Source organism: Candidatus Halobonum tyrrellensis G22 (assembly GCF_000495475.1).
Classification (GTDB): Archaea; Halobacteriota; Halobacteria; order Halobacteriales; family Haloferacaceae; genus Halobonum; species Halobonum tyrrellense.
Genome location: NZ_ASGZ01000023.1, coordinates 14,125 through 40,236 on the forward strand (window position 1 = coordinate 14,125; position 26,112 = coordinate 40,236).

Annotated in this window: 18 protein-coding genes and 1 tRNA gene; 7 read left to right on the forward strand and 12 right to left on the reverse strand. The window is 70.2% G+C overall.

Translation table 11 applies throughout. The features are described from left to right. Positions 1-36: 36 nt before the first annotated feature. From K933_RS06900 to K933_RS06910, 3 genes are all read right to left on the reverse strand, one after another. Positions 37-372 carry a DUF5785 family protein gene (locus K933_RS06900; protein WP_023393981.1) on the reverse strand — a complete coding sequence of 112 codons (336 nt, stop codon included), beginning with the start codon at positions 370-372 and terminating at the stop codon, positions 37-39. Positions 373-548: 176 nt separating this feature from the next. Beyond that, positions 549-974, reverse strand: coding sequence for a DUF3054 domain-containing protein (locus tag K933_RS06905; RefSeq protein ID WP_049947682.1), 426 nt, complete (start codon positions 972-974; stop codon positions 549-551). 24 nt (positions 975-998) lie between these two features. Then, complete coding sequence (locus tag K933_RS06910; RefSeq protein WP_023393983.1) at positions 999-1,637, reverse strand: class I SAM-dependent methyltransferase; 639 nt, start codon at positions 1,635-1,637, stop codon at positions 999-1,001. 66 nt (positions 1,638-1,703) lie between these two features. On the opposite strand from K933_RS06910, the gene K933_RS06915 reads away from it, so the two are divergent. The 3 genes from K933_RS06915 (at position 1,704) to K933_RS06925 (ending at position 3,584) form a co-directional block, all read left to right on the forward strand. Further along, positions 1,704-2,375, forward strand: a complete 672-nt coding sequence (locus K933_RS06915; protein WP_023393984.1) for a GNAT family N-acetyltransferase — start codon at positions 1,704-1,706, stop codon at positions 2,373-2,375. Between the two features lie 55 nt (positions 2,376-2,430). Beyond that, positions 2,431-3,408 carry a flap endonuclease-1 gene (gene fen / locus K933_RS06920; RefSeq protein WP_023393985.1) on the forward strand — a complete coding sequence of 326 codons (978 nt, stop codon included), beginning with the start codon at positions 2,431-2,433 and terminating at the stop codon, positions 3,406-3,408. A 101-nt stretch (positions 3,409-3,509) separates the two neighbouring features. Next, positions 3,510-3,584 (forward strand) — tRNA-Glu (locus K933_RS06925). A gap of 185 nt (positions 3,585-3,769) precedes the next feature. Here the strand turns inward: K933_RS06925 and K933_RS06930 are convergent. The 5 genes from K933_RS06930 to K933_RS06950 all read right to left on the reverse strand — a co-directional run bounded on the left by K933_RS06930 (position 3,770) and on the right by K933_RS06950 (position 12,459). Beyond that, positions 3,770-4,375: a hypothetical protein gene (locus tag K933_RS06930; protein ID WP_023393986.1), complete on the reverse strand. Its 606-nt coding sequence runs from the start codon at positions 4,373-4,375 to the stop codon at positions 3,770-3,772. Between the two features lie 420 nt (positions 4,376-4,795). After that, entirely contained in the window at positions 4,796-6,784 is a 1,989-nt protein-coding gene (locus K933_RS06935; protein ID WP_023393987.1) for a SpoVR family protein, read from the reverse strand. After that, positions 6,781-8,103: a DUF444 family protein gene (locus tag K933_RS06940; RefSeq protein ID WP_023393988.1), complete on the reverse strand. Its 1,323-nt coding sequence runs from the start codon at positions 8,101-8,103 to the stop codon at positions 6,781-6,783. Before K933_RS06940 ends, K933_RS06935 begins: the two co-directional genes overlap by 4 nt. Further along, a complete protein-coding gene (locus K933_RS06945) occupies positions 8,094-10,382 on the reverse strand; it encodes a PrkA family serine protein kinase (protein WP_023393989.1) in 2,289 nt (762 codons plus the stop codon). Before K933_RS06945 ends, K933_RS06940 begins: the two co-directional genes overlap by 10 nt. A gap of 1 nt (position 10,383) precedes the next feature. Then, positions 10,384-12,459, reverse strand: a complete 2,076-nt coding sequence (locus K933_RS06950; protein ID WP_023393990.1) for a PrkA family serine protein kinase — start codon at positions 12,457-12,459, stop codon at positions 10,384-10,386. A gap of 934 nt (positions 12,460-13,393) precedes the next feature. On the opposite strand from K933_RS06950, the gene K933_RS06955 reads away from it, so the two are divergent. The 4 genes from K933_RS06955 to K933_RS06970 all read left to right on the forward strand — a co-directional run bounded on the left by K933_RS06955 (position 13,394) and on the right by K933_RS06970 (position 17,933). Then, on the forward strand, positions 13,394-13,786 hold the full coding sequence (locus tag K933_RS06955) for a DUF5820 family protein (RefSeq protein ID WP_023393991.1): 393 nt from the start codon (positions 13,394-13,396) through the stop codon (positions 13,784-13,786). Positions 13,787-13,811: 25 nt separating this feature from the next. Next, a complete protein-coding gene (locus tag K933_RS06960) occupies positions 13,812-14,261 on the forward strand; it encodes a UPF0179 family protein (RefSeq protein ID WP_023393992.1) in 450 nt (149 codons plus the stop codon). 214 nt (positions 14,262-14,475) lie between these two features. Continuing rightward, a complete protein-coding gene (locus tag K933_RS06965; protein WP_023393993.1) occupies positions 14,476-17,268 on the forward strand; it encodes an AAA domain-containing protein in 2,793 nt (930 codons plus the stop codon). A 158-nt stretch (positions 17,269-17,426) separates the two neighbouring features. Beyond that, the gene (locus K933_RS06970; protein WP_023393994.1) at positions 17,427-17,933 is read left to right on the forward strand and encodes a DUF6789 family protein; all 507 of its coding nucleotides are present in this window, start codon (positions 17,427-17,429) and stop codon (positions 17,931-17,933) included. Positions 17,934-18,046: 113 nt separating this feature from the next. On the opposite strand, the gene K933_RS06975 is transcribed toward K933_RS06970, so the two are convergent. The 4 genes from K933_RS06975 to K933_RS06990 all read right to left on the reverse strand — a co-directional run bounded on the left by K933_RS06975 (position 18,047) and on the right by K933_RS06990 (position 26,021). Further along, complete coding sequence (locus tag K933_RS06975; RefSeq protein WP_023393995.1) at positions 18,047-19,768, reverse strand: PH domain-containing protein; 1,722 nt, start codon at positions 19,766-19,768, stop codon at positions 18,047-18,049. A 7-nt stretch (positions 19,769-19,775) separates the two neighbouring features. Further along, positions 19,776-20,234: a PH domain-containing protein gene (locus K933_RS06980; protein ID WP_023393996.1), complete on the reverse strand. Its 459-nt coding sequence runs from the start codon at positions 20,232-20,234 to the stop codon at positions 19,776-19,778. 66 nt (positions 20,235-20,300) lie between these two features. Then, positions 20,301-22,844 (reverse strand): right-handed parallel beta-helix repeat-containing protein, encoded by a 2,544-nt coding sequence (locus K933_RS06985; RefSeq protein ID WP_023393997.1) that lies wholly within the window; start codon positions 22,842-22,844, stop codon positions 20,301-20,303. A 222-nt stretch (positions 22,845-23,066) separates the two neighbouring features. Further along, positions 23,067-26,021: a glycoside hydrolase family 3 N-terminal domain-containing protein gene (locus K933_RS06990; RefSeq protein ID WP_023393998.1), complete on the reverse strand. Its 2,955-nt coding sequence runs from the start codon at positions 26,019-26,021 to the stop codon at positions 23,067-23,069. Between the last annotated feature and the right edge of the window lie 91 nt (positions 26,022-26,112).

Here is a 26,112-nt window from a genome sequence, read left to right on the forward strand (position 1 = left end):
TCTCCCACCGCGGGTCGCGGTCCGCCCCGCGCTCCCCTATCCGCGCGTCCGGGTGAACTGGTCCGCGCCCTCGTACGTCCAGTAGCCCTGCCGGCGCATCGCCCGGCCGACGCCCTTGTGGAACGAGACGATGTCGTCGTACGTCTCGTCGGGGTCGATGTCCTCGAAGATCTCAGCGATCGAGACGACCGTCTCGGAGTCCAGTCGCACGGGGTAGTCGCCGTACTCGTCGGCGTAGTCGCCCGCCCGCAGCGGGAAGCTCTCCTCCTCGTCGACGAACTTGACCAGCACCGCGTGGCCGTACTTCCGGCCCTCCTCGCTCCCCTTCTCGCCGTCCGGGTCGTGCGGCCAGTCGTGGCTGCTACTGCTCATTGCCGGGGGTGAGAACGGGAGTCGGTTAGCCGTTTCGCTCCCCGGCGGCGGGACGCGCCGGACGGCTCCGAGATGGCATCGCCGGCGCTCGTGGCCGTGAGACGGAAACGGGCGGCGAGAACGTACGGAGCGGACCGATCGGGGCGTGAACCGAACCGCGGGTGCTCGCGGGCCGGTCAGACGAACCGCGCGGCGACGTAGCGCCAGACGCCGAGACAGACGGACCCGACGACGAGCATCACGACGGCGAACGTCGGCGCGACGCCGCCGTCGACCCACGGCGTCGCGCGGATGAGCAGGCCGATGACGGCGGCCGGTATCCACGACCGGACCGCGAGCGGAACCGACGCCTTCGCCGACTCCACCGCGCCCGCCGAGTAGGCGCCGACGAGGGGTGCGGCGACCACCCAGCCGACCAGGAACGGGACGGCGACGCCGACGACGTACGCGACGGCGTCGACGCCCGCGGGCGGGAACCCCACGGCGTCGTGGTTGATCGTGCCGACGTAGACGAACAGGAGGATCACGACCAGGTCGCCGACGGCCAACGGGAGGGCGTCGGCGTCCACACGTCTCCGGAGGAACGAGGAGTCCGTTGCCATATGCGGGGGTTCACGCCGCTCGTCTTAACGGCCGGGGTTCTCCTCCGCGGCGCTCCCGCGGCGCGGCTCCGACCGGGAGCCGTCGGTCGGGTTCACCCCGACGACCGTGTAGCCGAACCCCGGGTCGACCACCCGGCCGCGGAGACCCGCCTCGTCGAGCGCCCGCGTCAGGTCGTCGGGGGGGAGGAACCGCGACCCCATGCGCGCGACCCGTTCGACCGTCGCGAGCGCGCGACCGCGCCGCGTCCGCGGGTCGAACTCGCGGACGACCACCACGCCGCCGGGCGCGAGCGCGCGCGCACACTCCGCGAGCGCTCCCCGCGGGTCGGGGAAGTGGTGGAGCGCGTCCGCGACCACGACGGCGTCGACGCCGCCGTCCCGAACCGGGAGGCGGCCGGCGTCGCCGCGGACGACCGGGTGGCCCGCGGCGGCGGCGCGCGCGAGCATGCCGCGCGAGGCGTCGACGACGGTTACCTCGCCCCCCCGTCCTTCGAGCGCGCGGGCCGCCCGGCCGGTCCCCCCGCCGACGTCGAGGATGCGCTCGATCGGCCGGTGGGCGAACGCGAGTCCCGCGTGCAGGTCGGCGGGCCGAACGCTCGGCATCGCCGCGTCGTAGAGGCTGGCGACCGCATCGAAGAAGCGTACGTCCCCGCGCCCGTGCATGGACGCCCCCACGGACCGGGAGGGCAAAGCCGTGGCGCTCATCCCGTCGCGGCTCTCAGGAGGCGTATGACCGCGAGCGTCGAGCCGCGCCTGCTGGACTGGCCGCCCGACGGCCCGCGCCTCAGACTCGACCACCGCGAGTTCGCGTACGCCGGGAAGTTCGTGATGACGAGCACGGGCAAGGCGGTGCTCGCCCCGCCGGGGTGGGAGCCGCCCGCGGACGTCGAGTCGTACGCCGACCCGCTCGCGGCCGCCGCGTTCAACGACGACCGCACGGACGAGCGGACGCTGTGGATCCGGTACGTGACGGTTCGCCGGGACCGCCGCGGCGAGGGGCTGGGCCCGCGCCTGTGTGCGTTCGTCACCGACCGGGCGGCCGACCGCGGCTACGACCGCGTCCGCATCGCGGTCAACAACCCCTACTCGTACGAGGCGCTCTCGAAGGCGGGGTTCGCGTACGCCGGCCGCGAGACGGGGCTGGCGGAGGTCGTACTCGACCGTCCCGCGGGCGCGACTCGACCGCTCGACCCCGCCGACTACCGCGCCGGTCTCGACGCGTTCGCCGACCGGGAGGACCTCTCGGAGGGCGAGCGCGCCTTCCTCGCCGACAAGCGCGAGCGCGGACCGCCCGCCGTCGGCGACTCCCGCGCGTCGCCGGGGTCGAACGGGCCGGACGAGTCAGAGTCTGACCCGCACCGACCGGACGAGTCAGCGTCGGACGGGCCGGGTCGGGACTGACTCGCCGGGCGACGGGTTCGGGGAGTTCAAACCGGCGAGCGTCCAAACCCCCCCGATGGGTAACGCAGACCTCCGCTCGCTCGCGGCCATCGCCGACGTGTCGTTCGACGACGTGAGCGGCGTCGTCGCCGTCGACGCGCACAACTGGCTCTACCGCTACCTCACGACGACGGTCAAGTTCACGTCCGACCGGGTGTACACCACCGCCGGCGGCGACGAGGTGGCGAACCTCGTCGGCATCGTCCAGGGGCTACCCAAGTTCTTCGAACACGGGCTGACCCCCGTCTTCGTCTTCGACGGCGGCGTCACCGAGTTGAAGGACGCGGAGGTGTCCGAGCGCCGTGCACGACGGGAGAAGGCCGAGGAGCGCCGGCAGGCGGCCGAGGAGCGGGGCGACGCGGTCGAGGCGGCGCGGCTGGAGGCGCGCACCCAGCGGCTCACGTCGGTCATCCACGAGACTTCCCGGGGACTGCTCGACCGTCTCGACGTGCCTATCGTGGAGGCGCCCGCGGAGGGCGAGGCGCAGTGTGCGTACATGAACCGGGTGGGCGACGTCGACTACTCCGGCAGCGAGGACTACGACACCCTGCTGTTCGGCGGGCCGTACACGCTCCGACAGCTCACGTCGTCGGGCGACCCGGAGCTGATGGACCTGAACGCGACGCTCGACGAACACGACATCACGTACGAACAACTGGTCGACATCGGGATGCTCTGCGGGACCGACTTCAACGAGGGCGTCCCCGGAATCGGACCGAAGACGGCGCTCAAGGAGGTGAAGGAACACGGCGACCTGTTCGGCGTCCTCGACGCGCGCGACGCCCACATCGACTTCGCCGACCGCATTCGGGAACTGTTCTTCGACCCGCCGACGACCGACGACTACGACGTCGACACCGACCTCTCGCCGGACGTCGACGCCGCCCGCGCGTACGTCACCGACGAGTGGGAGGTGCCCGCGGGCGAGGTGGACCGCGGGTTCGACCGCATCGAGGAGGCGCTCACGCAAACCGGTCTCGACGACTGGACCTGACGGGGACGACGCGAACCGAATCGCGAGCCGGACCGCTCGACCGCCGCCCGGTCGGGGGAATCCGATGGGATTAAACCGTCCCGCGGGGAACCGACGAGTGCGCTCGGTTGGTGTAGTCCGGCCAATCATGTTGGCCTTTCGAGCCGACGACCAGGGTTCAAATCCCTGACCGAGCATTCTGCGGGGACCGAAACGACCAGCGGCGCGGCGCGGATTCCGAGGCGGACGAGTCGCAGCGGCCGAAGGGAGCGAGTCCGACCGTCGTTTAAGTAGTTCTCGACACAACGGATAGATACGAAGGAGGTTCGACGCCCGCGCGTCGGACGCGTCCTCACAGTTCTCATCCGGCCAGCGGTGGCTCTCACTCCAGCGCCCACGCGATAGCGGCGCCCCGCCGGTGGACCGGGTGGCGCAACCCGTCGAACCGCTCGATAGCGGCGACGCTCGCGTTCAGGTCGTACCAGAAGTCGAGGTCAACCACCGCCTTCCGCGCCAGCGTCTCCGCGCCGAACCGCTCGGGCGACTCGGGGACCGTTACGGGGTCGTCCGGCGCCCGCTCGTAGAACAGTCCGAGCAGGCCGCCGGGTCGGTCGAATCCCGACTCCGAGAGCCGTTTCGCGTCGGTGAGGAGGGTGTTCGCGTCGAACGGGCTGAAGACGTGTCCGTACGCGTGTGGCTCCGGGTCGCCGTTCGCCCGCCAGTAGCGGAGGAGTTTGGCCTCGACTGGCGTACCGTCCGCGAGGCGGAGGTCACACCGCGCCGCCCGTTCGGGGTACGCGACTTCCCGTTCGACCCCGCGGTACCGCTCGTGCCGCTCCGCGAGGTAGTCGACCAGCGCGTCCACCTGTCGCTCCTCCGACTCCGACCCCAGTCCGTCGCCGTACCGACCGGTCGTCTCGGCGTCCACCGGCGGAACCGCGGACGCGACGTCGGCCGCGAACCGCGAGAGGGACTCCTCGTTCGACACGGCCGACCCACGCCCGGTGGGCGCTAAAAGTCGGCGTGACCGCCGCCGTCTCCCCCGAGCCTGTTTAAGTAGTTCTCGACACAACGGATAGATACGAACGAGGACCGGCGGACGCACGCCGGTCGCTTCTCCCGTCTCCAGTTCGACAGCGACGCCGTTCGACGCCCGACGGGTCGGTATCGTCCCCGGTGCGACTCGGCCGCGGTCACCCCGAGATTCGTTTAAGTAGTTCTCGATACAACGGATAGATACGAACGGAGTTCGACGCCGACGCGTCGGACGCTCCGCCGGTTCTCGATTCGACTCGTCCCCTCCTCGTCAGCGTGTGCCGTCCGCTCGGGCGGACTAGCCGGCCGAACGGGACGGTTCTCGACGCCCGACGACCCGTCCGAGAGCGGGGAGCCCCGACCGGCGGGCCGCTCAGGCCAGCCAGTCGTCGGGTTTGGTGTCGTAGTCCACCTCGGCGGCGCCGATCCGCGCCTCCAACTCGGCGTCGAGTTCGTGGTGTTCGACCCCGTCGCCGTCGTAGCGGAGGCGGACGCCGACCTCCTCCCCGTCGGGTTCGCGGCCGCGGCGGCGCGCGACTTCGAGTTCGTGGTCGTCGTACTCGGTGACGATTGTCGCGAGGTTGACCGGCCGGCCCCACAGTTCGAACACGCGTTCGAGGGTGGACTCGGCTTTCGCCAGGTCGAGTGCGACGCCGTTGTAGCGGTGGCCGAGGAGGAGTTCCCCGCGGTTGTCGAAGTTACCGTCGTAGACGGCGATGCTGGGCTTGCCGAAGTTGGTGAACCGGAGCAGCAGCTTCCGTTTCACGTCGTCGGGGTCGGTGCTCGCCACGCGGTAGTCGTCGGTCGCGCGCGAGTACTCGTAGGTGAAGTAGTTCCCCTCGACGACGAACTCGCGGGTGAGGAACTCGTCGATGAACGTCACGTCGTTGTGGCTCTCGCGCACCTCGCGCATCCGCGCCCAGCCGGCGCCGTAGTCGACGTCCGCGAGCGCCTCCTCGACGCTCGCGTACACCTCGTCGTCGAACATGTAGCGGGCGGCCTGTTCGAGTTCGCTCCGGCCGACGCGTTCGAGGAAGCCGCGGTGGGCGGGCTTGGCCAGCGAGAAGTGCCGCTCGCAGAGGCCCTCGTAGCTGAGGACCGCCCACGGGTAGCGGTCGGCGTCTATCTCGCCCGCCCGCGCGCGTTCGAGGCCGTCGGCGTCGACCCGCGGGTCGTCGGGGTCGAACCGGTCGAGCGTGTCCGACCGCACCTCCTCCAACGCCGGGTCGGGCGCGAGCGCCTCCCGGACGGTGTCGAAGTCGACCGTGTCGTGGAAGTTGCGCCACGAGACGCCGCGCACCCGCAGGAGTCTGTCGACCACCTCCCGGCGGTTCGCGGCGTTCTCGACGTACTCCCACAGCTCCTTGCCCAGTTTGTACGGGTTCAGCCCGGGCGACCCGAGCACGCGCGACTGGTGGTCGGCGTACGTGAGGAACTCGTCGGTGCCCGCGAACCCCTCCTCGGCCATCATCAGCGACTCCCAGTAGGCCGCCCACCCCTCGTTCATCACCTTCGTCAGCTTCTGGGGGGCGAAGTAGTACGCCTCCCGCCGGAGCAGTTCGAGCACCTCGTCCATCCACGGCTCGCGCTCCGTCGCCTTCCCCTCCTCGTCGTCGTAGCGCTCGCCGTGTTCGCGGAGGTACGCGAGCACGTCCGGCCGCGGCGCGGCGAGGTGTTCGCGGCCCTCCTGGGCTTCGACCCACTCGTCGTCGAACACCTGGTCGCGCACCTCCGAGGAGAGTCCCAGCCGGTCGAGCCGCTCGTCGATGTCGACGTCGGCGAACTCCTCGGCGGTCTCGCCGCCGCGCTCGGCCGCGAGCGCGCGGTGTTGGTCGATGGTGTCTTCGAGACAGAGTGCGGCGTCGATGAACCGCTCCACCTCGCCGCGGTCCGTCTCGGGGTCGTCCATGTACCCCGCGATGGTCTCGGCGTGCCGTTCGAGCATCGCGGCCGCGTCGGGCTCCTCGTCGTCGCCGGCGAACCGGCCGAACCACTCGTTGTTCCGGAAGAAGTCGGCGTGCGCCTCGACGTGGGTGATCACCGCCTTCTGGTCGGCGAGGCTGTTCGACTCCTGGAGGAACGCGTGACACGGGTTGTCGTTGTTGACGATCTCGAACGCCTTCCCCATCCCGAACGCGTCCTGCTTCCGCTGGCGGTCGTACTTCATCCCCCACCGCCAGTGGGGGTAGCGGGTCTGGAACCCGTCGTACGCGATGAGTTCGTTCATCTCGTCGTAGTCGACGACCCAGTAGTTCACCGGGTACGGCCGGAGTCCCAGCCGCTCGGCCAGTTCCCGCGCGCGCTCCGCCGGTTCCTCGAGTCGCGCCGCCTCGCGGCGCGCGACGATCCTGTCGTCTTTCATGATCCGTCCTCCGTCGAGAGGATGTCGTAGATGGCGCCGGTCACGTCCTCGGGACCGCCGACGCGCGTGACCGCGACGTTGTCCAGGTCCGTGAGCGCGCTTTCGACCTCCTCGGCGTGGGTCGCGTTGATCGTGTTGCCGCCGGGTTGGGTCTCGACGTACGCGTGGAGGTTGGCGTCGATCGACCGCATCAGCGGCACCACGTTCTCGGTGGTGTCGTTACTGGAGTTCTCGGAGTCGCCCGCCGCGAACACGTAGCGGTTCCACTCGCTCCAGGGGTACTCCGCTAAGATCTCCGCGGCGAGTTCGTACGCGCTGGATATCCGGGTGCCGCCGCCCGAGCGGATGCCGAAGAACTCCCCGCGTTCGACCTCCCACGCCTCCGCGTCGTGGGCGACGTAGTGGAACGTCGCCTCGTCGTACTTGCCGGTGAGATACCAGTCGAGCGGCGTGAACACCCGCTCGACGAGTTCGCGCTTCCGCTTGCGCATCGACCCGGACACGTCGCGGATGTTAACCACGACCACGTTCTTCTGGCGCTTCTCCTCCACCTCGGGGTGGCGGTAGCGCTCGTCCTCGCGGCGGAACGGCACCTGCTTCAGCCCGTCACGGCGGATCCGCTGGTTGATCGGCGTCCGTTCGACGTTCTCGGCCATCTCGTCGAACGACGCCCACCGGTCGCGCTCGTCGTCGGGCACGTCGCCCATCGCGTCGTCGATCCACGCCAGCGAGACGAGGACGTTCTCGCCGCGACAGAAGTCGAACACGTCGCGGGCGTCCGCGCCGGCGACCCGGCACGCCTCGCGGACGTACTCCTCGTCGAAGTCGGTCGCGAGCTTCCGCTTGAGTCCCTGCTTGAACAACTGCTCGAAGTCGAGCGTGGAGTTCGGTCCCGCGCGGGTGAGTTCGGTGAAGTCGCCCTCCACCTCCTCGACGACCTGCTTCCCCTTGGGTTCGAGATCCAGCCCGAGTTGGTCGTCCAACTCCTCGGCGAACTCGCTGGGGTCCATCTCGTAGTAGCCGTGCTCCCCCTCGCCCTCGCCGGGTTCGTCGCCGTCGCCGTCGCCGTCACCGTCGTCGCCGTCGTCGCCGGGTACGTCGACCGGCTGGCCGGGTTGGGGCTGACCGCCCTGCCCCTGGCCGACGCCGCCCATGTCCCGCTGGCTGTACTCGAACCCCGGGAGGTCGACCATCTTCACCGGGATCCGGATGTCGCCGTCGCCGCCCGACAGGTCGCCCTCGCGGATGAACTCGGTGAGGTCCGGGCGGCGCTGTTCGCCGACCTCGCGGAACCGTTCGAGGTCCTCCCTCAGTCCCATCGCGCGCTCACCTCCCGCATCACGGCCCGGCCGACCAGTTCGGCCGACGCCGGGCTGTACCCCTGCGAGACGAGGTGGGTTATCGTCCGCTCTTTCACGCGCTCGGTCTCCGTGTTCGCGGGCGGGTCGTCCCACCGCGCGGGGTCGAAGTCCTCGTAGACGCGCCGGACGTCCTCCCACGAGTGGGTGTCGAGCACCGCCCGGATCACCGGGATCGAGGCGAGGTCGACGTCCGACACCGCGAAGTCGTCGTCGCGGTGCTCCCACGCGTAGCGGTTGATCGCGGTGATCACCTTCTCGCGGCGGAACTCCTCGACCGCCTGGCTCGGCGAGTTCCCCGAGTAGTCGGACTCGGCGAACCGCCCGAGGTGTTCGGTCTCGAACACCTTCATCAACAGCGGGTCGGGGTCGACCGGCCCGCGGTCGGTCGCCACCTGCTCGTCGGCGTCCCACGCGAACACGTGTTCGACGTACTCGGCGACCGTCTCCTCGGCGACGCCCTTGTCCGCGAGCACCGCGTCGAGCACGTCCCGCTCCTGCCGGCCGAACACGTACTCCTTGACGGCGGCGAGGCGGCCCTCGTACTCGGCGGCCTCCGCCCGCGAGAACACCGGGGCGTCGGCCAGCCCGTTCGCCATCGCGTCGAGCAGGTCCGTCGGCATCAGCACCTCCTCGACCGGCAGGTCGGGGTGGTGGCGGTCGGGCGTCTCGTGGAGCAGGTCCGCGACCACGTCGCGGGTGTACGTCACCGGGATGCCGTGGGTGCCGTCCTCGCCGTCGAACTCGTAGTCGGCGGCGTCGACACGCTCGTCGCCCTCGCGCAGGTAGCCCTGGTCGTACAGCAGCGCCTTGTCGACCAGGTCGACGTCCGCGGGGAGGTCCTCGCTGTCGAGCCGCGTCACCACGCTGTACGCCGCCGCCGCCTCGATGGCGTGGGGGGCGAGTTCACGCTCGCGGGTGACCCCGCGCTCGTCGCGTACGGTCACGGTCAGCGGCGCGCGCACCCGCTCGTCGACCGTCTCGCGGACCGCCTCGGGGTCGGTCGCGTCGATGGCGGTCGCCCACACGCCGGTCTCGTCGGTGAGTTCGCGGTGGATCAGCTCGGCTTCGAGCGACAGTCCCGTGAGGTAGCGGAACTCGTGGCGGTCGAGCCGGCGCTTGAGCGCCTTCAGCGGGTCGCGGTCGTTTCGGTCGGCGAACTGGTCCAGTTCCGCGTCCAGGTCCGGGTTCGAGATGATCAGCAACTGCGAGTCGATGTCCATCCCGATCCCCTTGTCGAGTTTGACGTGCTTCTCGTCGGGCACGTTCAGCAGTTTCCGCAGCAGGTCCGCGTGCTGGCTGGCGTCCTCGACCACGGTGAGCAGGCCGTTCCCCTGCGAGAGCACGCCGTCGTAGCTGAACGCGCGGGGGTCTTTCCGCCCGCGGCTGTCGAGTTCCCGCAGCATGCCGGGCATCCACGAGCCGACCAGCCGCTCCTTCGGCGAGCCGTCGTCCTCGGCGTGGAGCACGCCGATGCCCGAGCCGACGCCGACGACGTAGTTCTTCACCCGGAGGTGCCCCCGGTCGGTCACCGCCGAGAACAGTTCGCGGGCGCCCTCGCGGCGGTAGCGCTCCTCGAGGTAGTCGTACGCCTCCCGCGAGAACGGGTCGAGTTCCGTGTCGAGTCTGACCGGCACGTGGTCGTCGTTCCCGTCGTTGAGGTCGGCGACGATCTCGCGGCGGACCGACTCGGGGAACACCGACAGCGGGTGCGCCTGTACGGGGCTCTCGTACCAGTCGTCCTCGTCGTCGGCGTCGCCGCCGTAGCTCAGGTTGCTCGCGCCCGACGACCCCGCGCCCGCGATGTTCCACTCGACGGTGTACCGGCGGCCCGCCCGCGTCTTGGAGTAGGCGCTCAGCCCGTTGACCAGACACCGCTTCAGCTCCGACTTGCCCGTCGCGGTGGGCCCGTCGAACCAGTGGATCTTCTCGTCTTTCCCGCGACCCGCCGCCACGGTCCGGAGGTCGTCGACGAACGCGTTCAACACCTTCGTGTTGCCGAGCACCGCGTGCGCGCCGTCGTTGTGCGGGTCGTCGAAGAAGCGGTAGCGCTCGCGCTCCTCGCCCTCCTCGATGACGGTGCGGGTGCCCATCGACTCGACGGCGTCCAGCAGGTACTTCGCCGCGTGAGCGGCCACGGAGGGGTTCGCGAACGCGAGGTCCACGTACTCCTCGAGGCTCATCGGAGGCTCGTACGCCCCGTCGAGCGCCTCGTCGGCCCGCTCGATGTAGTCGGTCATGTTACTGTGACTCTTCCAGCTCGCTCTTTGCCACCTCCGCGCCGGCGAACTCCAGCACCTCGCGCGCGCCCTCGCGGGAGTAGCCCTGTTCGATCAACGCGTCGACCCACGCGCTCCGCTCGTCGTCGTCGAGTTCCCCCGCCGACACCAGCGCGGAGAAGTTGATGTTGTGCTTCTTGTCCTCCCAGAGCTTCCGCTCCAAGGCGCGCCGCAGTCGGTCGTTCTCCTGGGGGTCGAAGCTCGACCCCTCCCGCGCCCGGCGGGAGACCCAGTTGGCGACCTCCTGGCGGAAGTCGTCCTTCCGGTCGCCGGGGATCTCCAGTTTCTCCTCAACCGACCGCAGGAACGTCTCGTCCGGTTCCTGCTCGCGGCCCGTGAGGCTGTCCTCGACGGTGGTGTCGTCGATGTACGCCATCACGTGGTCCATGTACTTCTCGCCCTGTCGGCGGATCTCGTCGACGTCGTACGCCAGCGCGTGCCGCACGTCCTCGATGGCGCGCTCGCGGTACTCCTCGCGGACGAGTTCGAGGTAGCGGTGGTAGGCGTCGAGGTTCTCCTCGGGGATCGACCCGTGGTTCTCGAGGTTCTCCTCGAGGTGGGTGAACATCGACAGCGGCGAGAGGTAGTCGCGCCCGCGGTGGGTCGAGTCCATGATCGCCTCGGCGATCTCGTCGCCGATGAACCGCGCGGAGACGCCGTCCATCCCCTCGGCGATGTCCGAGAGCGCGTCGCCGCTCTCGCGCAGCTTCCGCTCGTCGATGTCGTCGGTCTCGTCGATCTCGCCGTTGTACGCGAGCGCCTTCTGGACCAGCGAGACGTTCCCCTCCGCGGGCTCCTCGATCCGCGTGAGCACGCCGAACAGCCCCGCCATCTCCATGGTGTGCGGCTCGATGTGCATGTTCGGCACGTCGGCGTTCCGGAGCATCTTCCGGTAGATCTCCGCCTCCTCGTCGTACTCGAGGACGTACGGGTAGTCGATCCGCTTGGTGCGGTCGTTGAACGCCTCCATCTTCTCGTCGCCCTTCTTCTCGCGGTACTCCGGCATGTTGGTGCGGCCGACGATCACCTGGTCGATGTCGATCCGCGGGTTGTTCCGCGGCTTGATCGTCTGCTCTTGGGAGGCGTGGAGGAAGTCGTAGAGGAACTCCCGCTGGAGCTTCAGTAGCTCCTCGCCCGAGAAGATCCCCCGGTTGGCGTTACAGAACGCGCCCGCGTAGTCGAACGCCCGCGGGTCGTTCTCGCCGTACACCGCGAGCTTCGAGTAGTTGACGTCGCCGGTCAACTCGGTCTCGTCTTGGTTCTTCTTGTCCTTCGGCTCGAACGTCTCGACGCAGCGGCGCTGGTTCTCGTCGGCGACCAGCCGGACGATCTCGACGTGGTTGTCGAGCACCGCCTGGAGGTCGTCCTCGTAGTGAGCGAGGAGTTCGTCCATGTAGAAACTCGACGCCGGGTCGAGCGACTGCTCGTTGCGGATCGTGTACGGCGCGTCAAGGTCCTCGTTGAGCCGTTCGATCACGCGGTCCCGCTGGGGCTGGGGCAACAACACCAGCGGGTCCTGGTTCATCGCCGACTGGACCGTGTCGTCGGAGGGGTCCTGGTCTTCGATCACCTCACAGAGGTTGGTCCACCGGAACGTGTACATCCGGCCGGCCTCGCTGGCGGTGTAGTCCTCGAAGTAGCGCCGGACGAGCCAGTCGAAGTGGCTCTTGCCCGACCCCACCGGCCCGAGGAGGAGTTTGATCCGCTTTTCGGGGCCAAGCCCCCGAGCGCCCGACTTCACCTTGTTGACGAACTCGTGGATCGACTCGTGGACCTCCCGACCGTAGAAGGTGTTCTCGCCGTCGTGGAGGGGGTCCTCGCTCGCCATCAGGTACTCCACGACGCCCGCGTCCTCGTCGTAGCGGGTGCCGTAGTGGTCGAACATGTCGGCGACCCGCTGGTGGGCGTTGCGCGCCACGTGAGGGTCGTCGGCGACCTCTTCGAGGTACCACTCGAACGAGTTCGCCTCTCTGAGGTCCGCGGGAACCGATTCCTTGTAGTGTTCGCTCAGTTTTTCAAGCGTTTCCATCTCTTTCATGGTGTGTTGTCTAGCCGGCGTCTCGACTTTCGAGCCGCCTCGTGCCTGCGACCGGCCCACCGGCACCGTGCGACCCCCACGAGCGTCGACGACGAGAACTTCGGAACGGCGGGTGGACCGGCGTCCCAGTTCGGGCCCGCCCCGACTGGTGACTTGATACCATGTGAGAGGTTAACACGTATAAACCTTCTCCCAACTCCAACCCGGAAGGCGCGCACGTCGGGCAATTGCCCCCCGGTGTCGGACGCGCGTCCGACGGCGGTTATATACGAACGGCGAGTCCGAACCGGGCTACGCCTCTCAGTGTGTAGAGCGGACCCCGGTGTCACACTGTGCCGCAAAGCTAATAACCGCCGGACCGGTACCCCTACCCGCTCAGCTAGGGGCGCCGCATTCTGGCGTCCATAGCCTACCCGGTCAGTCCCTACTCCGTCTCTCCCTCCTCGCGAGTGCGCTTCCAGATCTCGAGCGCTGAGACGACTATCGCTATCGTCCGAGCGCCGATATTGAGCCATTCTCCCAGGTGGTCCGGTGGAAGTATCTCTCCGAGCATGGGGCGTTCCAGGGTCGGAGAACGCGCGTGCTCAGCTAGGGGCGCGGGTGCTCCGACTCGTGTCGCTATGCGGATGTTCGTGACTCACCGCGAGTCCGGTTCGTAGTCGCAACCGATCCTCCCGTGCCGCGCGACCCACACGGGCTTCGACGACGAGAGCGATGGAACGGCGGGCGGACCGGCGTCCCAGTTCGGGCTCGCCCGACTGGAACCTGCTACTGTGTGAGTAATTAGCACGTATAAGCCTTCTCCCGACTCCCACCCGGAAGGCGCGCAGTCAGGCAATCGCCCCCGGTGTCGGACGCGCGTCCGAGGGCATTTATATACCGGAAGCGAATCCGCGAGCGCACCGCCTATGGGCGTCGGCCGCGTACGCCGGCCGTGAGCCTCGACGACTCGGATCTCCCCGACGGGTGGCGCGTGTGGAACGAGGAGCGCGAGGGGCGGGTCATCCTCGTCTACCGGCCCGACGTGTTCGACGCCGACCGCTTCGACCCGGCGTGTCTCCCCACCGTGTACGTGACGAACGGGTCGCGGCGCGCCCGCCCGGGCGCGGGGCAGTACGAGACCGACGAGTGGCACGTCACCCTCTTTCTCGAACCCGAGGTCGAAGTCGAGTCGACGCGGTACGACGCCCGCGACGACGCCGTCGACGGCGCGCGGGCCGTCGCCGACCGGTTCGCGCGCGGCGACGTCGACTACCGCGGCGCCTACCAGGTCCCCCGCGAGGCGTACTTCGAGGCGCTCGACGACCTGACCGGTCGAAAGGCGTAACCGGACCGCCGGGAAAGCGGGCAGTATGTCGACGGTCACGCTCGTGGGGGCTCGACTCGCGGTCGAGGGGGAGGAGTTCGTCTACCAGGGGGCGTCGTCCGCCTGCGAGGGCTGTCCGTACCGGAGCCAGTGTCTCAACCTGGTCGAGGGGCGGCGCTACCGGGTGACGGGCGTCCGCGAGAACACCCAACTGCTGGAGTGTGCGGTCCACGACCGGGGCGTCCGCGCGGTCGAAGTCGAGCCGACGGCGGTGACCGCGAACGTCCCCTCGAAGGGGGCGTACGCCGGGAGCAAGGCGTCGCTCGCGGGCCCGTGTCCGCACGTCGAGTGCCCCAGCCACGAGTACTGCGAACCGCTCGGGATGGCGTTCGACGAGGAACGCCGCATCGCGGCGGTCGAGGGGGAGCCGCCGCACGACTTCTGCGCGCTCGACCGCGAGTTGACGCTCGTCACGTTCGAACCCGACGACGACTGAGCCGGCGGCGACCGTGAGCCGGGCGACCCGACCGCCCGCGTGCCGTCGACCCCGCGCTCCGACCCGCCCTCGCCGCGGCTCGCCGGCTCGCGATTCGCCGTCCCCGCGAGCCGACCCGCCCTCGCCGCGGCTCGCCGGCTCGCGATTCGCCGTCCCCGCGAGCCGACGCCCCCGCCACCGACACCGTTTTTCCTCCGCACCTGCGCTCTCACACGTGAACGTTCGCGGGCCGGTCTTGGAGGTGGGGGAGGTGCGCTCGGTCGACACGCGGTACGGCGAGCGCGACGTCGCGGAGTTGACGGTACGACCCGACGGCGGCGCCTCGGCCCCGGTCGACGTGACGCTGTGGGGGAAGTGGACGCACACTGCCGAGCACGCCGAACCGGGGATGGAACTGCTCGTCACCGACGCCGAACGCGACGACTACGGCGGCGAGGAGGGGTACACTACCTCGAAGGAGTCGTACGTCGTGCTCGAACCCGACTTCCTCGTCGACGTGACCGACGTGCGCTCGTGGGTGCAGTGCCCGCGGATGTACTACCTCAACAAGCTCTCGGGCATCCCGCTGAACTACCCGGTCGTGAAAGGGACCGTCGTCCACGAGGTGTTCGGCGACCTTCTCAGGGGGGTCGACCTCGACGACGCCGTCGCCGACCGCGTCGCGGAGGCGGGGCTCCAACTCGGCCTGCTGGGGTACGAACGCGACGAGGTCGAGGACGAAGTCAGGCGGAACGCCGCCGCCATCGAGGGGTGGCTCGCGCAGGGAACGTTGACGGGCGACGGCGGCGGGGACGCGGGCGCGAACGCGGGAACGTCCGACGCCGCGGGCGACACCACGCTCGCCGACTGGGAGGGGACGCCCGACGAGGACGAGTGGCGCTCGGAGTACACCCTCATCTCGCCGACGTTCGGCGTGAAGGGTCGGGCGGACGCGCTCCGGCAGGGGATGCCGGTCGAACTCAAGACGGGGAAGAACACCAACCGCGAGCCCAGATTCCAAGACAAGATCCAGGCGGCCTGCTACGCGCTCCTCCTCCGGGAACGCGGCGTCGACGCCGACACGGGCACGCTGCTGTACACGAAGAACACCGCGCTCGACCGCGCGGAGGCGACGGGCGACCTCTCGCCCGCCAAGGAGTTCTCGGTCGGCAAGGGCCTGCTCGACTTCGTCGTCCGCACGCGCAACGAGATAGCCGCCATGGAGTTCGACGCGTCGGTGCCGACGGGGTTCGAGGCCGACGCCCGCTGTGAGTACTGCTTCGAGCAGGACACCTGCATGGTGGTCTCGGGGCGGCTGGACCAGGAGTCGAAAGCCGGGCGGATAGGCGAGCCGCTCCCCGCCGAGGAGCGCGAGTACATCGACCGGCTGTACGGCGCCCTCGAGGCCGAACGCCGCGAGACCCACGCCGAGTACCGCAAGCTCTGGGAGCAGACGCCCGCCGAGCGCGCCGCCGACGACCGCGCGCTGATAGGGTTAGAGCCGCTCGGGCGGGAGGAACTCGGCGACGGCCGGTGGCGCCTCCGCGCGCGAAAGGAGCCCGAGGCCGTCTCCAAACTCCGCGCGGGCGACGTGGCGCTCGCCTCGGACGGCGACCCCGTGAGCGGTCACGCGGAGCTGGGTCGGATCGAGACGCTCGGCGAGGAGGTGACGGTGACGACCGACGAACCGGTCGACCTCCGCCGGCTGGACGTCTACCCGTCGGAGCTGTCGGTCGACCGGATGCTCACGGCGCTCCACGACGCCGTGCTCAAGGGCGACCCCGACCGGAAGGACGTGCTGTTCGGCCGGCGCGACCCCGTCTTCTCCGAGCCGACGGACGAGACGTACGTCGACAACAACGCGGCCCAAGACGAGGCGGTCCGCCGGGCGGTCGCCGCCGAGGACTTCGCGCTCGTCCACGGCCCGCCCGGCACCGGGAAGACGTACACCATCGCGCGGGTCGTCCGCGCGCTGGTCGAACGCGGCGACCGGGTGCTGCTGTCGGCGTTCACCAACCGCGCGGTCGACAACGCGCTCGAAGCGCTCCGCGAGCAGGGGTTCGAGGGGCGCGTCGCGTCGGGGGCACGACCGGACGGCGACGGGGACGGCGGAGCCGCCGGAGTGGTCCGCGTCGGCACGGAGACGGGCGTCCGCGCGGACATGCAGGACGTACGGCTGGTCCAGCGGGGCGAGCCGAACGACCGCGCGGCCGCGCTCAACGGCGCGTCCGTCGTCGCCGCCACCACCGCGACCTGCGGTTCGCGGGTGATGCGCGAACAGTCGTTCGACGTGGCGCTCGTCGACGAGGCGTCGCAGTTGACCGAACCGGGGACGCTCGCGGCGGTGAACCTCGCCGACCGGTTCGTGCTCGTCGGCGACCACGAACAGCTTCCGCCGGTGGTACGCGCCGACACCGACCTCCGGCGGTCGCTGTTCGAGCGACTGATCGACGACCACCCCGAGGCGGGGACGATGCTCGACCGCCAGTACCGCATGAGCCAGCGGATCCAGGCGTTCTCGTCCGCCGAGTTCTACGACGGCGCGCTCCGCCCCGCGACGGGCGAGGTGGCCGGCCGGACGCTCGCGGACCTCGGCGTCGACACCGCGGACCTGCCCGCCGAACTGCGGGACCCGGTGTCGTTCGTCGACCCCGACGGCCGCCGGGAGGGGAACGCCAACCCGCGCGAGGCCGAACGGGTCGCCCGACTCGTCGAGGCGTACGTCGACGCGGGCGTGAGCCGGGAGGACATCGGCGTCATCGCGCCGTTCCGCGCGCAGGTCGCCGAGATCGGACGCCGGACGGACGTCACCGTCGACACCGTCGACCGGTTTCAAGGCTCCAGCGAGGAGGTCGTCGTCGTCTCGTTCGTGGCGACCGGCGGTCTCGACTCCCCCATCTTCGAGGACCACCGTCGGGTGAACGTGGCGCTGACGCGAGCAAAGCGGGCGTGCTGTCTGGTGGGCGACGCGGCGGCGCTGTCGTCGGACCCCTTCTACGCGCGGATGCTCGAGTGGGCGCGCCGCTGACCCGCACGGGGCGCCCGAATCGACCGAGTCGGTCGACCCGACCCGGCGTCGCGCGGACCGCTCGACCCGGCCCGAACTGACCGAGCGTGGACCGCCAGCGCCGCCGACGCACGGCCGGCGGCGGCTTTATCTCCCGTGCGAGCGTCCCGACGGGTAGTATGGACTCGAGCGAGCCGACCGTTCCCGCCGACGCCGTAACGGGCGACGAAGCCACCTCCATCGGCGTCCACGAGATACTCTCGGCGGCGGGCGCGGGCGCCGTCGGACAGGCGACGATGGTGCCGTTCTTCGTCGCCGCGTACCTCCTCGGCGCCACTTCGCCCGCGTCGTTCACCGGGCTGGCGGAACTGTTCGGGCTGTCCGCGAGTTCCCAGTGGGCGCTCCCGCTCGGCATCGCGCTGTTCTTCGCCGGCGGGACGGTGACGCTCCCGGTGCTGTTCGTCTCGCTCGCGGAGTTCCTCCCGCCCGAACGCGACATGGGGCTTCGCGGCGTGAGCTTCGCCGTCATCGTCTGGACCGGGTTCGTCATCGCGTTCTCGACGGGCCAGACCGGCTGGACGCTCGTGTTATACGGCGCGCTCTCGCTCGCGGCGCACGTGACGTACGGCTACACGCTCGGCGCGCTGTACGACCGGTTCGCCGACGCCCCCCGCTACGACGTCTGAGCCTCCGGTCGGACCGTCCGACCGCCCGACCGCCCGACCGCCGACTCGCCCGCCGCCCGTTCCGCACGGTTCTCTCCGCCCGACTCTCCTACCCTCTCCCGCTCGTGGTCCCCTCACCCGTCACGCCGCGCGTCGTCGCTCCCGTCGGGTCCGTCGGATCCGTCTGGGGGCGCCGACGCCGACCCGTCCGGGCCGACAGGGGGTCCGCTCGTGCGGTCGCCCAGCGTGTCCGCCGTCCCGCCGGACGGTCGCTCGTCGGCGCCGTCCGCCGCCCGCCGCTCGGCGAGGTCCGCCCGCAGGCGGTCGAGCAGGTGCTCGCGGAGGGCGGTCGCCACCTCCCCGTCGACGTCGTGGGCGGTGGCGTCGCCGCCGACGAGGCTGGTCGTGCTCGCGGTGTCGGCGACCACGCTCGCGAGGTCGAACCGGCGCTGGAACACCGTCCGGCTCACGAAGACGGTCTGGAGCCGGTAGTACGGGACGACCCGCGTGTGTCGCCGCCAGAAGCCAGCGCGCGCGACGAACGCCTCGGAGAGGTCGTCGTAGCCGAGGTGGCGCCACTTCGCGCGCGCGGCGACCGGCGCGAGCAACAGCCCGACGAGCGGGACGTACGCGAGGAGGCCCAACGGGAACAGGAACCGGTCGACGGCGACGGAGACGGCCGTCACCCCGACTGCGGCCAGCGCGTACCGACGGGTGTAGCGCCGCCGCGCGCGCTCGGGCGGCCGATCGAACGACGGCTCGCCGAACCCGTACACGTCCCGCGCGAGTTCGAGGACGCGCTCGCGGCTCGCCAGCGGCACCGTGGTCTCCGCGCCGCCGCCGCCCGACTCCGACCCCGGCGCGTAGCCCGCCGTCTCGACGGCGAGGCTGGCGTAGCCCAGCCGACGCATCAGCGGGTTCTCGCCCACGGTGAGCGTCTGGACCTTCCCGAGCGGGATGGTGCCGCTGTACCGGCCCAGCAGGCCGCGCTCGTACCGGAGTTCGTCCGCGACCCGTTCGAGCCGGAAGTCGTAGTAGCGGACGAACGTGATGAGCGCGCTCGCCACCCACGCGGTCAAAAGCCCCGCGACGACCGCGACGACGCCCGACACCACGACCGAGAACAGTTCGACCGACGGCCCGCCCGAACCGAGGTCGACGCCGACGCCGGCCGCGCGCAGGAACCGGCCGAACACGCCGCCGAGCAGGTCGTCGAACAGCCCCGCACCGAAGAACGGCGCGAGTATCGCGCCCGGCCGGAACGACACCGCGCTCAGCGTCACCAGGTCCTGCGTCGATATCTCGTACAGCGTCTCGCGCTCCGTCCGCTCCGCGGACCCCCCGGGGCCCGACTCCTCGCGCCCGTCGGGGTCGACCGCCTCCGCTCCGGCGTCCTCTCGCGACCGCTCGCGCGCTCGGCGCGCGCGCGAGCCGACCTCCTCGCGGAGGCGGTCGGCCTCGGCGCTCCCGACCGCGTCGAGTTCCGCCTCGGTCGAACTCCCGCCCGCGGTCTCGAACCGGACGACAGCCAGCCCCAACAGCCGGTGGAGCAGGTCGCGGCTCACGTCGACGTTCTGGACCCGCCGGAGCGGTATCTCCCGCTCCTGACGGGAGAACACGCCCGACGTGACGACGAGCCGGTTCCCCTCCAGTTCGTAGTCGAACCGGAGGTAGCGCGCGACGGCGTACGCGACACCGACGAGGGCGCCGAGGGGCGCGAGCACGAACACCGTGTCGACGCCGTCGACCAGCCCGGTCCCCGACAGCATCGCGCCCGCGAAGAAGCCGAACGAGCCGACCTGTACCGCCGACTGGAGGCCGCCGACGACCGCCGAGAGTGGGTGGAGCCGTGTCATGGTCGGGTCAGACCGCGTCGAACTCGCTGTCGGTCGCTAGGTCCCGGAGCCGTTCGCGGAGGTCGCCCGCCCGCTCGGGCGTCAGCCCGGGGATGGTGATGTCGGCCCCCCGGGTGCCGGCGGTGTAGACGACGACGCTCGCCAGCCCGACCGTCCGCTCGACGGGACCGCGGCGCGTGTCGATGTGTTGGACGCGGACGAACGGGACCGACGTGTCGGTCCGGGTGAGCACGCCACGGACGAGGTACAGCGAGTCGTCGCGCACCTCGAACCGCCAGACGCGGTAGCGGAGCACCGCGAGGGCGAGGCCGACGATTGCGAGGAGGGCGACGACGGCCGCGAGGGCGGCGACGGGGACCGGCGCGCCGACCCGGCGGGCGACCAGGCCGACGGCCGCGACGACCGCGGCGGTCACGACCGCGCTCACCGCCCAGACCAGTCTGACGCGGGGGTCGAGTGACTCCATGTCCGTCGGGTGACCGGGTGACGGTAAAAAACGGCGGGACCCTGGCGTCGGCCGTCGCGCGGCCCGTCAGTCGTCGCTCGCGTCCCCGTCCGGCAGGTCGACGGTGATCGTGTGTTCGCCCGGGCCGTACGTGCCGGTCGTCGCGTTCAGCAGTTCCTGCTGGTCGACCGTACTCAGCGAGAACTCGTCGTCGGGCATCGAGTAGACCGCGAGCGAGAACGCTCGGCTCGAACAGTTCTCCGCGACGGTGAACGTCACCGACGCGGTGCCGTTCCCCTCGTCGGTGATCGCGCCGTGGTCGACGCACTCGCGCAGCGTCTCGTTCTCCCACGCCGACCCGAGGGAGGTGATCCCCTCGTCGGCTTCGCCGAACGCGTACTGGAACAGGCGGTCGTCCTGCGCGTAGAGGTTGACGACCGAGAGGTTCTCGATGGGTTCACCCGCGACGAAGTCGACCTGGTAGAACGACGGTTTCGACCTGACGGGCAGTACCCGCGCCGTGAGACTCGCGTTCGCCGACGAGACGGTGACGGGAACGAGCGACAGGCGCCGCTCCGGTTCCTCGCCGACGACCACGTCGAACGTCACCGTCGCCGTCTCGCCGGGGGCGAGCGTGACCGTCCTGCTCGCCGGCGACGACTCGACCGACGCGACCGTGACCGACTGGGTGACCGTCTCCGTACCGACGTTCTTCACGGTGGCGGTGACGGGTCCCGCCTCCCCCCACTCGAACGTCGCCGGCGCGTCGACGTCGGTCACTTCGAGGTAGCCGACCGACGCGTTCGTGTCGTCCGCCAGCGGGAGGTAGTCGGTGTCGTTCGGGCTCAGCGCGTTCGGGTCGTCGCAGATCCCGTCACGGTCGGCGTCCCGGCACGCCTCGCTGAAGCCCGTCCCGTCGACGACCGCGTAGTAGTTCCCGCCGGTCGTGGACCCGCCGACGACGTTCTCGCCCGAGCGCGCGGTGACGTTCCACGCGTTCGAGTGATGCACGCGAATACCTGCGGCATGGGATTGACCCGGTCCGCGACCCCTCACGATGGCACTCCTGTCCGCCGCGACGACGCGCTCCCCCCCCGCGGCGGTTTCGATCAGGTTGTCGTAGACGAGAGTCCGGTTGGCCCGGACGGACACTCCCACCTCGGTCGCGTTGTGTATCCGGTTGCTCCGGACCGTGTTCCCGTTCCCGTACACCACGACCCCCCGGCGGCTGTCGTTCGCGTCGTTCCCGACGACGGTGGTGTTCGATCCCTCGACCGAGAACCCGACTCCGTTCGACGCCGCGTCGTTCCCGACGACCGTGTTGTCCGATCCGTTGATAGAGAACCCGGATCCCCGATTCTCCGACGCCGCGTTGTCGGAGAGGGTGTTGTTCGCTCCGTCGATAGAGAACCCGTATATGCGGTTCTCCGACGCCGCGTTGTCGGAGAGGGTGTTGTTCGACCCGGAGACGGTCACCCCGTCGCCGTTGTTCGACGCCGTGACGTCGGAGAGGGTGTTGTTCGACCCGGTGACACCGATCCCGCGGGTGTTGACCCGTTCCACCGTGCTGTCGGAGAGGGTGTTGTTCGACCCCCTGACGTAGACCCCGCCCCAACTGTTCGACACCGTGAGGTCGGTGACGGTGTTGTTCGCTCCCGTCATATCCATCGCGTCCGTGCCGATGTCGACCAGAGTCACGTTGACGAACGCGTTGTCCGACCCCTCGACCTGCACGCCGTTGGAGGCGTGGACGATGGCCACGTCCTCGACGAGGGCGTCGGTCCCGTTCACCAGAAGCGTATTCGTGGTGTACGTGTCGGAGAGCGTGTTGTTCGACCCGCCGACGGCGACCCCCGTCACGATCGTCTCCGAGACGTCGTTGCTCGCGACGACGTTGTCGGAGCCGACGATGACCATCCCGACCGCAGCCTCGCCGGTCACCTCGTTGTCGACGACCGTGTAGTTCGACCCACCGACGCGAACGCCGTAGTCGTCGTACGCGGTTTCGAGAGCGGTCATGTTGACCGTGTTCCCGTGGAGGGTCCCGTTCGACCCGCCCACGTACAGGCCGCCGAGCGAGTCGCTCCCTTCCACGTTGGTCGTCGAGGTGACGCGCAGACCGTTGTCGACGACGGTCGCGTCGTCCGCGGTAACCCGGACTGCGGCGGCGTCCACGCTCGTGAACGCGGAGTCGCAGACCGCGACTCCCTCGCCGCCGTCGACTCGGAGGGGACGACCGGCCTCCGCGGTGACGTTCGCGACGACGCCGCCGATCACGTTCCGGTACGCGACGCCGGTGGCGCCGTCACCCGCGCGCACCGTCACGTCCCGGACGGTGACGTTCGCGAGGGCGGTCGCTCCGCTCGCCCCGGCCACGATACCGCTGCCGTTCGAGGCGTTGCCGAGGGCGACCGCGTGGCCGTCCCCGTCGATGGACACGTCGTCGGTGCGGACCGCGATACACGGCCCGCCGTCGGTCGGGTCGTCCGGGGAGACGTTCGAGGTCAGTTCGTACGCGCCCGGTTGGTCGATCACGGTACAGTCGGCGACCCCGGTCGGCGCCGCACTCGCGGTTCCCGCGACGAGGCTCACGCCCGCGATGCCCGCCGAAGCGACGATTACGACCGTCACTGCGAGCGTCAGGACTCCGCGACTCCGATTCTGTATGGTCTTAGATGACATATACTGTACGACTCCGGTAGTATCGTATAAATTACACGGATCGTTCGGTAGACGAGTGGGTACACTCGCGGCCGTTCGGGTCGTCCGGAGCCGCCCCGCCCCTCGTGGAGCCGTCGACACTCCGGAGGCCGCCGACGCGGCAGTGTCGGGGAGGGCGACCGTCGCCCCCGGTCAGTCGTCGCTCTCGTTTCCGTCCGGCAGGTCGACGGTGATGGTGTGGTCGCCGGGGCCGAACGTCCCGGTGGTCGCGTTCAGCAGTTCCTGTTCGTCGGCGGTGTCCGCCGAGAATTCGTCGCCGGGCATCGAGTAGACCGCGAGCGACAGCGTCATCTCGTCGCAGTCGTCCGCGACGCTGAACGTCACACTCGCGGTGCCGTCGTCGTGTTCGCGAATGTGGCCGTACTCCACGCAGTCGCGGATCTCCGCGCTCGGCCACGCGGTGTCCTTCTCGGTGATGCCCTCTTCGACCGACCCGAACGCGAACCGCATCAGCCGGTCCTGCTCGGCGTACAGTCCCTCCTCGCCGAGTTCCTCTATCGGCTCGCCCGCGGCGAAGTCAACCTGGTAGTGCGTGGTCTCGCTCCCGTCGTCGTCGGCGACGGTGAGCGTCGTCTCCGCGCGCACGTCCCGCGAGGAGGCCGCGACGAGCACGCGGTACTCGCCGGCGTCGACCGCCCACTCGCCGGCCGCCTCGTCCCAGTAGCGGAACGCGTCGCCGCCCACCTCGACGGTGAACGTCTCGGTCGTGCCCGCGGGCACGGTCCGCTTGTCGAAGCCCGCGAGTTCCTTCGGCGGGCGCTCGACCGGCGAGTCCGTCGGCGCGAGGTACACCTGGACCGTCTCGGCGCCGTCGTACTCGCCCGCGTTGGTCACGTCGACGGAGACGGTGGCGCCCTCGTCGGCGGTCGTCTCGGCCGTCGACACCGACGCGTCGCCGTACGCGAACTCGGCGTAGCTCTCGCCGTGGCCGAACGGGAACACGGGGTCGACGCCGGCGGCGTCGAAGTGGCGGTAGCCGACGAACACGCCCTCGTCGTAGTAGACGTCGCCCTCGATTCCGGGGTAGCCGCGGCCGTTCTCGGGGAGCGTGTTGATCTCCTGCGGGAGGTAGTCCTCGTACGACTCGGCGAACGTGATCGGGGTCTTCGCCGAGGGGGTCGACTCGCCGAACAGCAGGTTCGCCACCGCGGTGCCGGCCTCCTGACCGGGGTACCACACCTCCATCAGCGCGGGCACGTCGTCGACCCACGGGAGTTCGACGGCCGTCTCGGTGTTGAGCAGGACGACCGTGTTCTCGTTCGCCGCCGCGACCCGGCGGATCACCTCGTTTTGCACCTCTGGGAGGTTGAACTTGTAGCGGTCGTCGCCGTAGTTGGTGTACGTCCGCGCGAGCACCACCGCGGCGTCGGCGTCGGCCGCCGCGGGGGCGGCGTCGGCGTACGCGGACGGCGGGTTCCACTCCAGCGCCGCCGGCGCCGGACCGTGCACCTCGACGACCACCTCGTGGGCCGTCCCGGCCTCCAACTCGACGCTGGAGCGTTCGGGGACGATGACGAACCCCGCCGGCTCGTTGTACCCGACGAGTTCGCCGTCGACGTAGACGTACCCCTGGCCGCGACTCGTGAAGGAGAGCCCGTACAGCCCCCCCTCGTCGGGCGTGACCGTCCCCTCCCAGCGAGCGGAGGCGAACTCGGCGTCCTCGGCGCCGACCGTCTCGGTCGTCCCCGTCGCCGTCGGCTCGCCGCCGAGGTCGTCGGTGTCGTAGTACTCGTAGGCGAACCCGTCGTCGGCGCTCACGGGTTCGAGACTCGACGTCGACGCCGTCTCGACGCTCACGCTCCCGCCGACGACCCGGTCGAGTCCCTCGACGGGTCCGACCTCGCCGCCGTCGGGGGTGCCGGTGATCGCGTCGCTGCCGCCGACGTCCTGTTTGAACGCGGTCGGCGTCGGGCCGACCAGCGCGAGCGAGTCCACCTCGGCGTCGTCGAACGGGAGGACGCCGTCGTTCTTCAGGAGGACCGACCCGTCCTCGGCCATCCGCCGGGCGAGCGCCCGGTGGTCGTCCGAGCCGATCACCGACTCGTCGCCGACGCCCTCGCGGTCGCCGCTCAGCGCGCCGATGTCCCGCTGGGAGCGCAGCCCCCGCAGGACCATGTCGTCGACGACGGACTCGTCGAGGTCGCCGTTCTCGACGGCCTCCGCGAGCGTCCCGCCGAAGTAGTTCTCCGACGGCATCTCGATATCGAGGCCGTTCCGCGCGGCGGTGACGGTGCTGTGAGTGCCGCCCCAGTCGGAGACGACGACCCCGTCGAACCCCCACTCGCCTTTGAGTATCTCCTCCAACAGGTAGGCGTTCTGACTACAGAACGTGGCGTTGACCATGTTGTACGCGGGCATCACCGCGCCCGCGTCGCCCTCTCGGACCGCGGCCTTGAACGCCGGGAAGTAGATCTCCCGGAGCGCGCGCTCGCCGACGACGTCGTTGTGCTCGGAGATGGAGAAGCCGTCCTCGGCGGGACCGGTCGTCCGCGTCTGGTTGTACCCCACGAAGTGTTTCAGCGTCGCGATCACGCCGCCGTCTTGGATCGCGCCGGTGTACGCCGCCGCCATCGCGGCCGAGAGGACGGGGTCCTCGCCGTACGACTCGCCCGCGCGACTGCTGAACGGGACGCGGAACGCGTCCATCGACGGCGCGAGGTGGACGTCGACGCCCCACGCCTTCGTCTCGGCGGCGATCGCCGATCCTTCCGCCGCGACCAGGTCGGGGTCGAACGTCGACGCCGTCGAGACCGGGTGGGGGAAGTCGGTCGCCGGGACGCCGATCGACGCCCCCGGCGGCCCGTCGGCCATGTCGAGCGGGGGGATCCCCAGCGAGTCGACCCCCCGGACGCTCCCGGCGATCCCCTCCGGGGCGCCCTCGACGCTCGCGCCGTGGGTCCGCGCCACCTTCTGTTCGAGCGTCATCGACTCGACGAGCGACTCGATCCCCTCGCTGGTCTCGGCCGCCGCGGACGACGCACCCCCGAGCAGTCCGCCGCCCGCCGCCGTCAGCGCGCCCGTCAGTTTCAGGAACGTCCGTCGGTCCGCCCCGCCGCCGCGGTCACCGCCGCCGTTGTCGTCGTGCATGACGGTCCGACCCACCGGCCCGGCCCGCATAAACGTATATTATGAATTGGGTTATACCTGTGGAATTTATTTTGTACCGATACAAAAATCG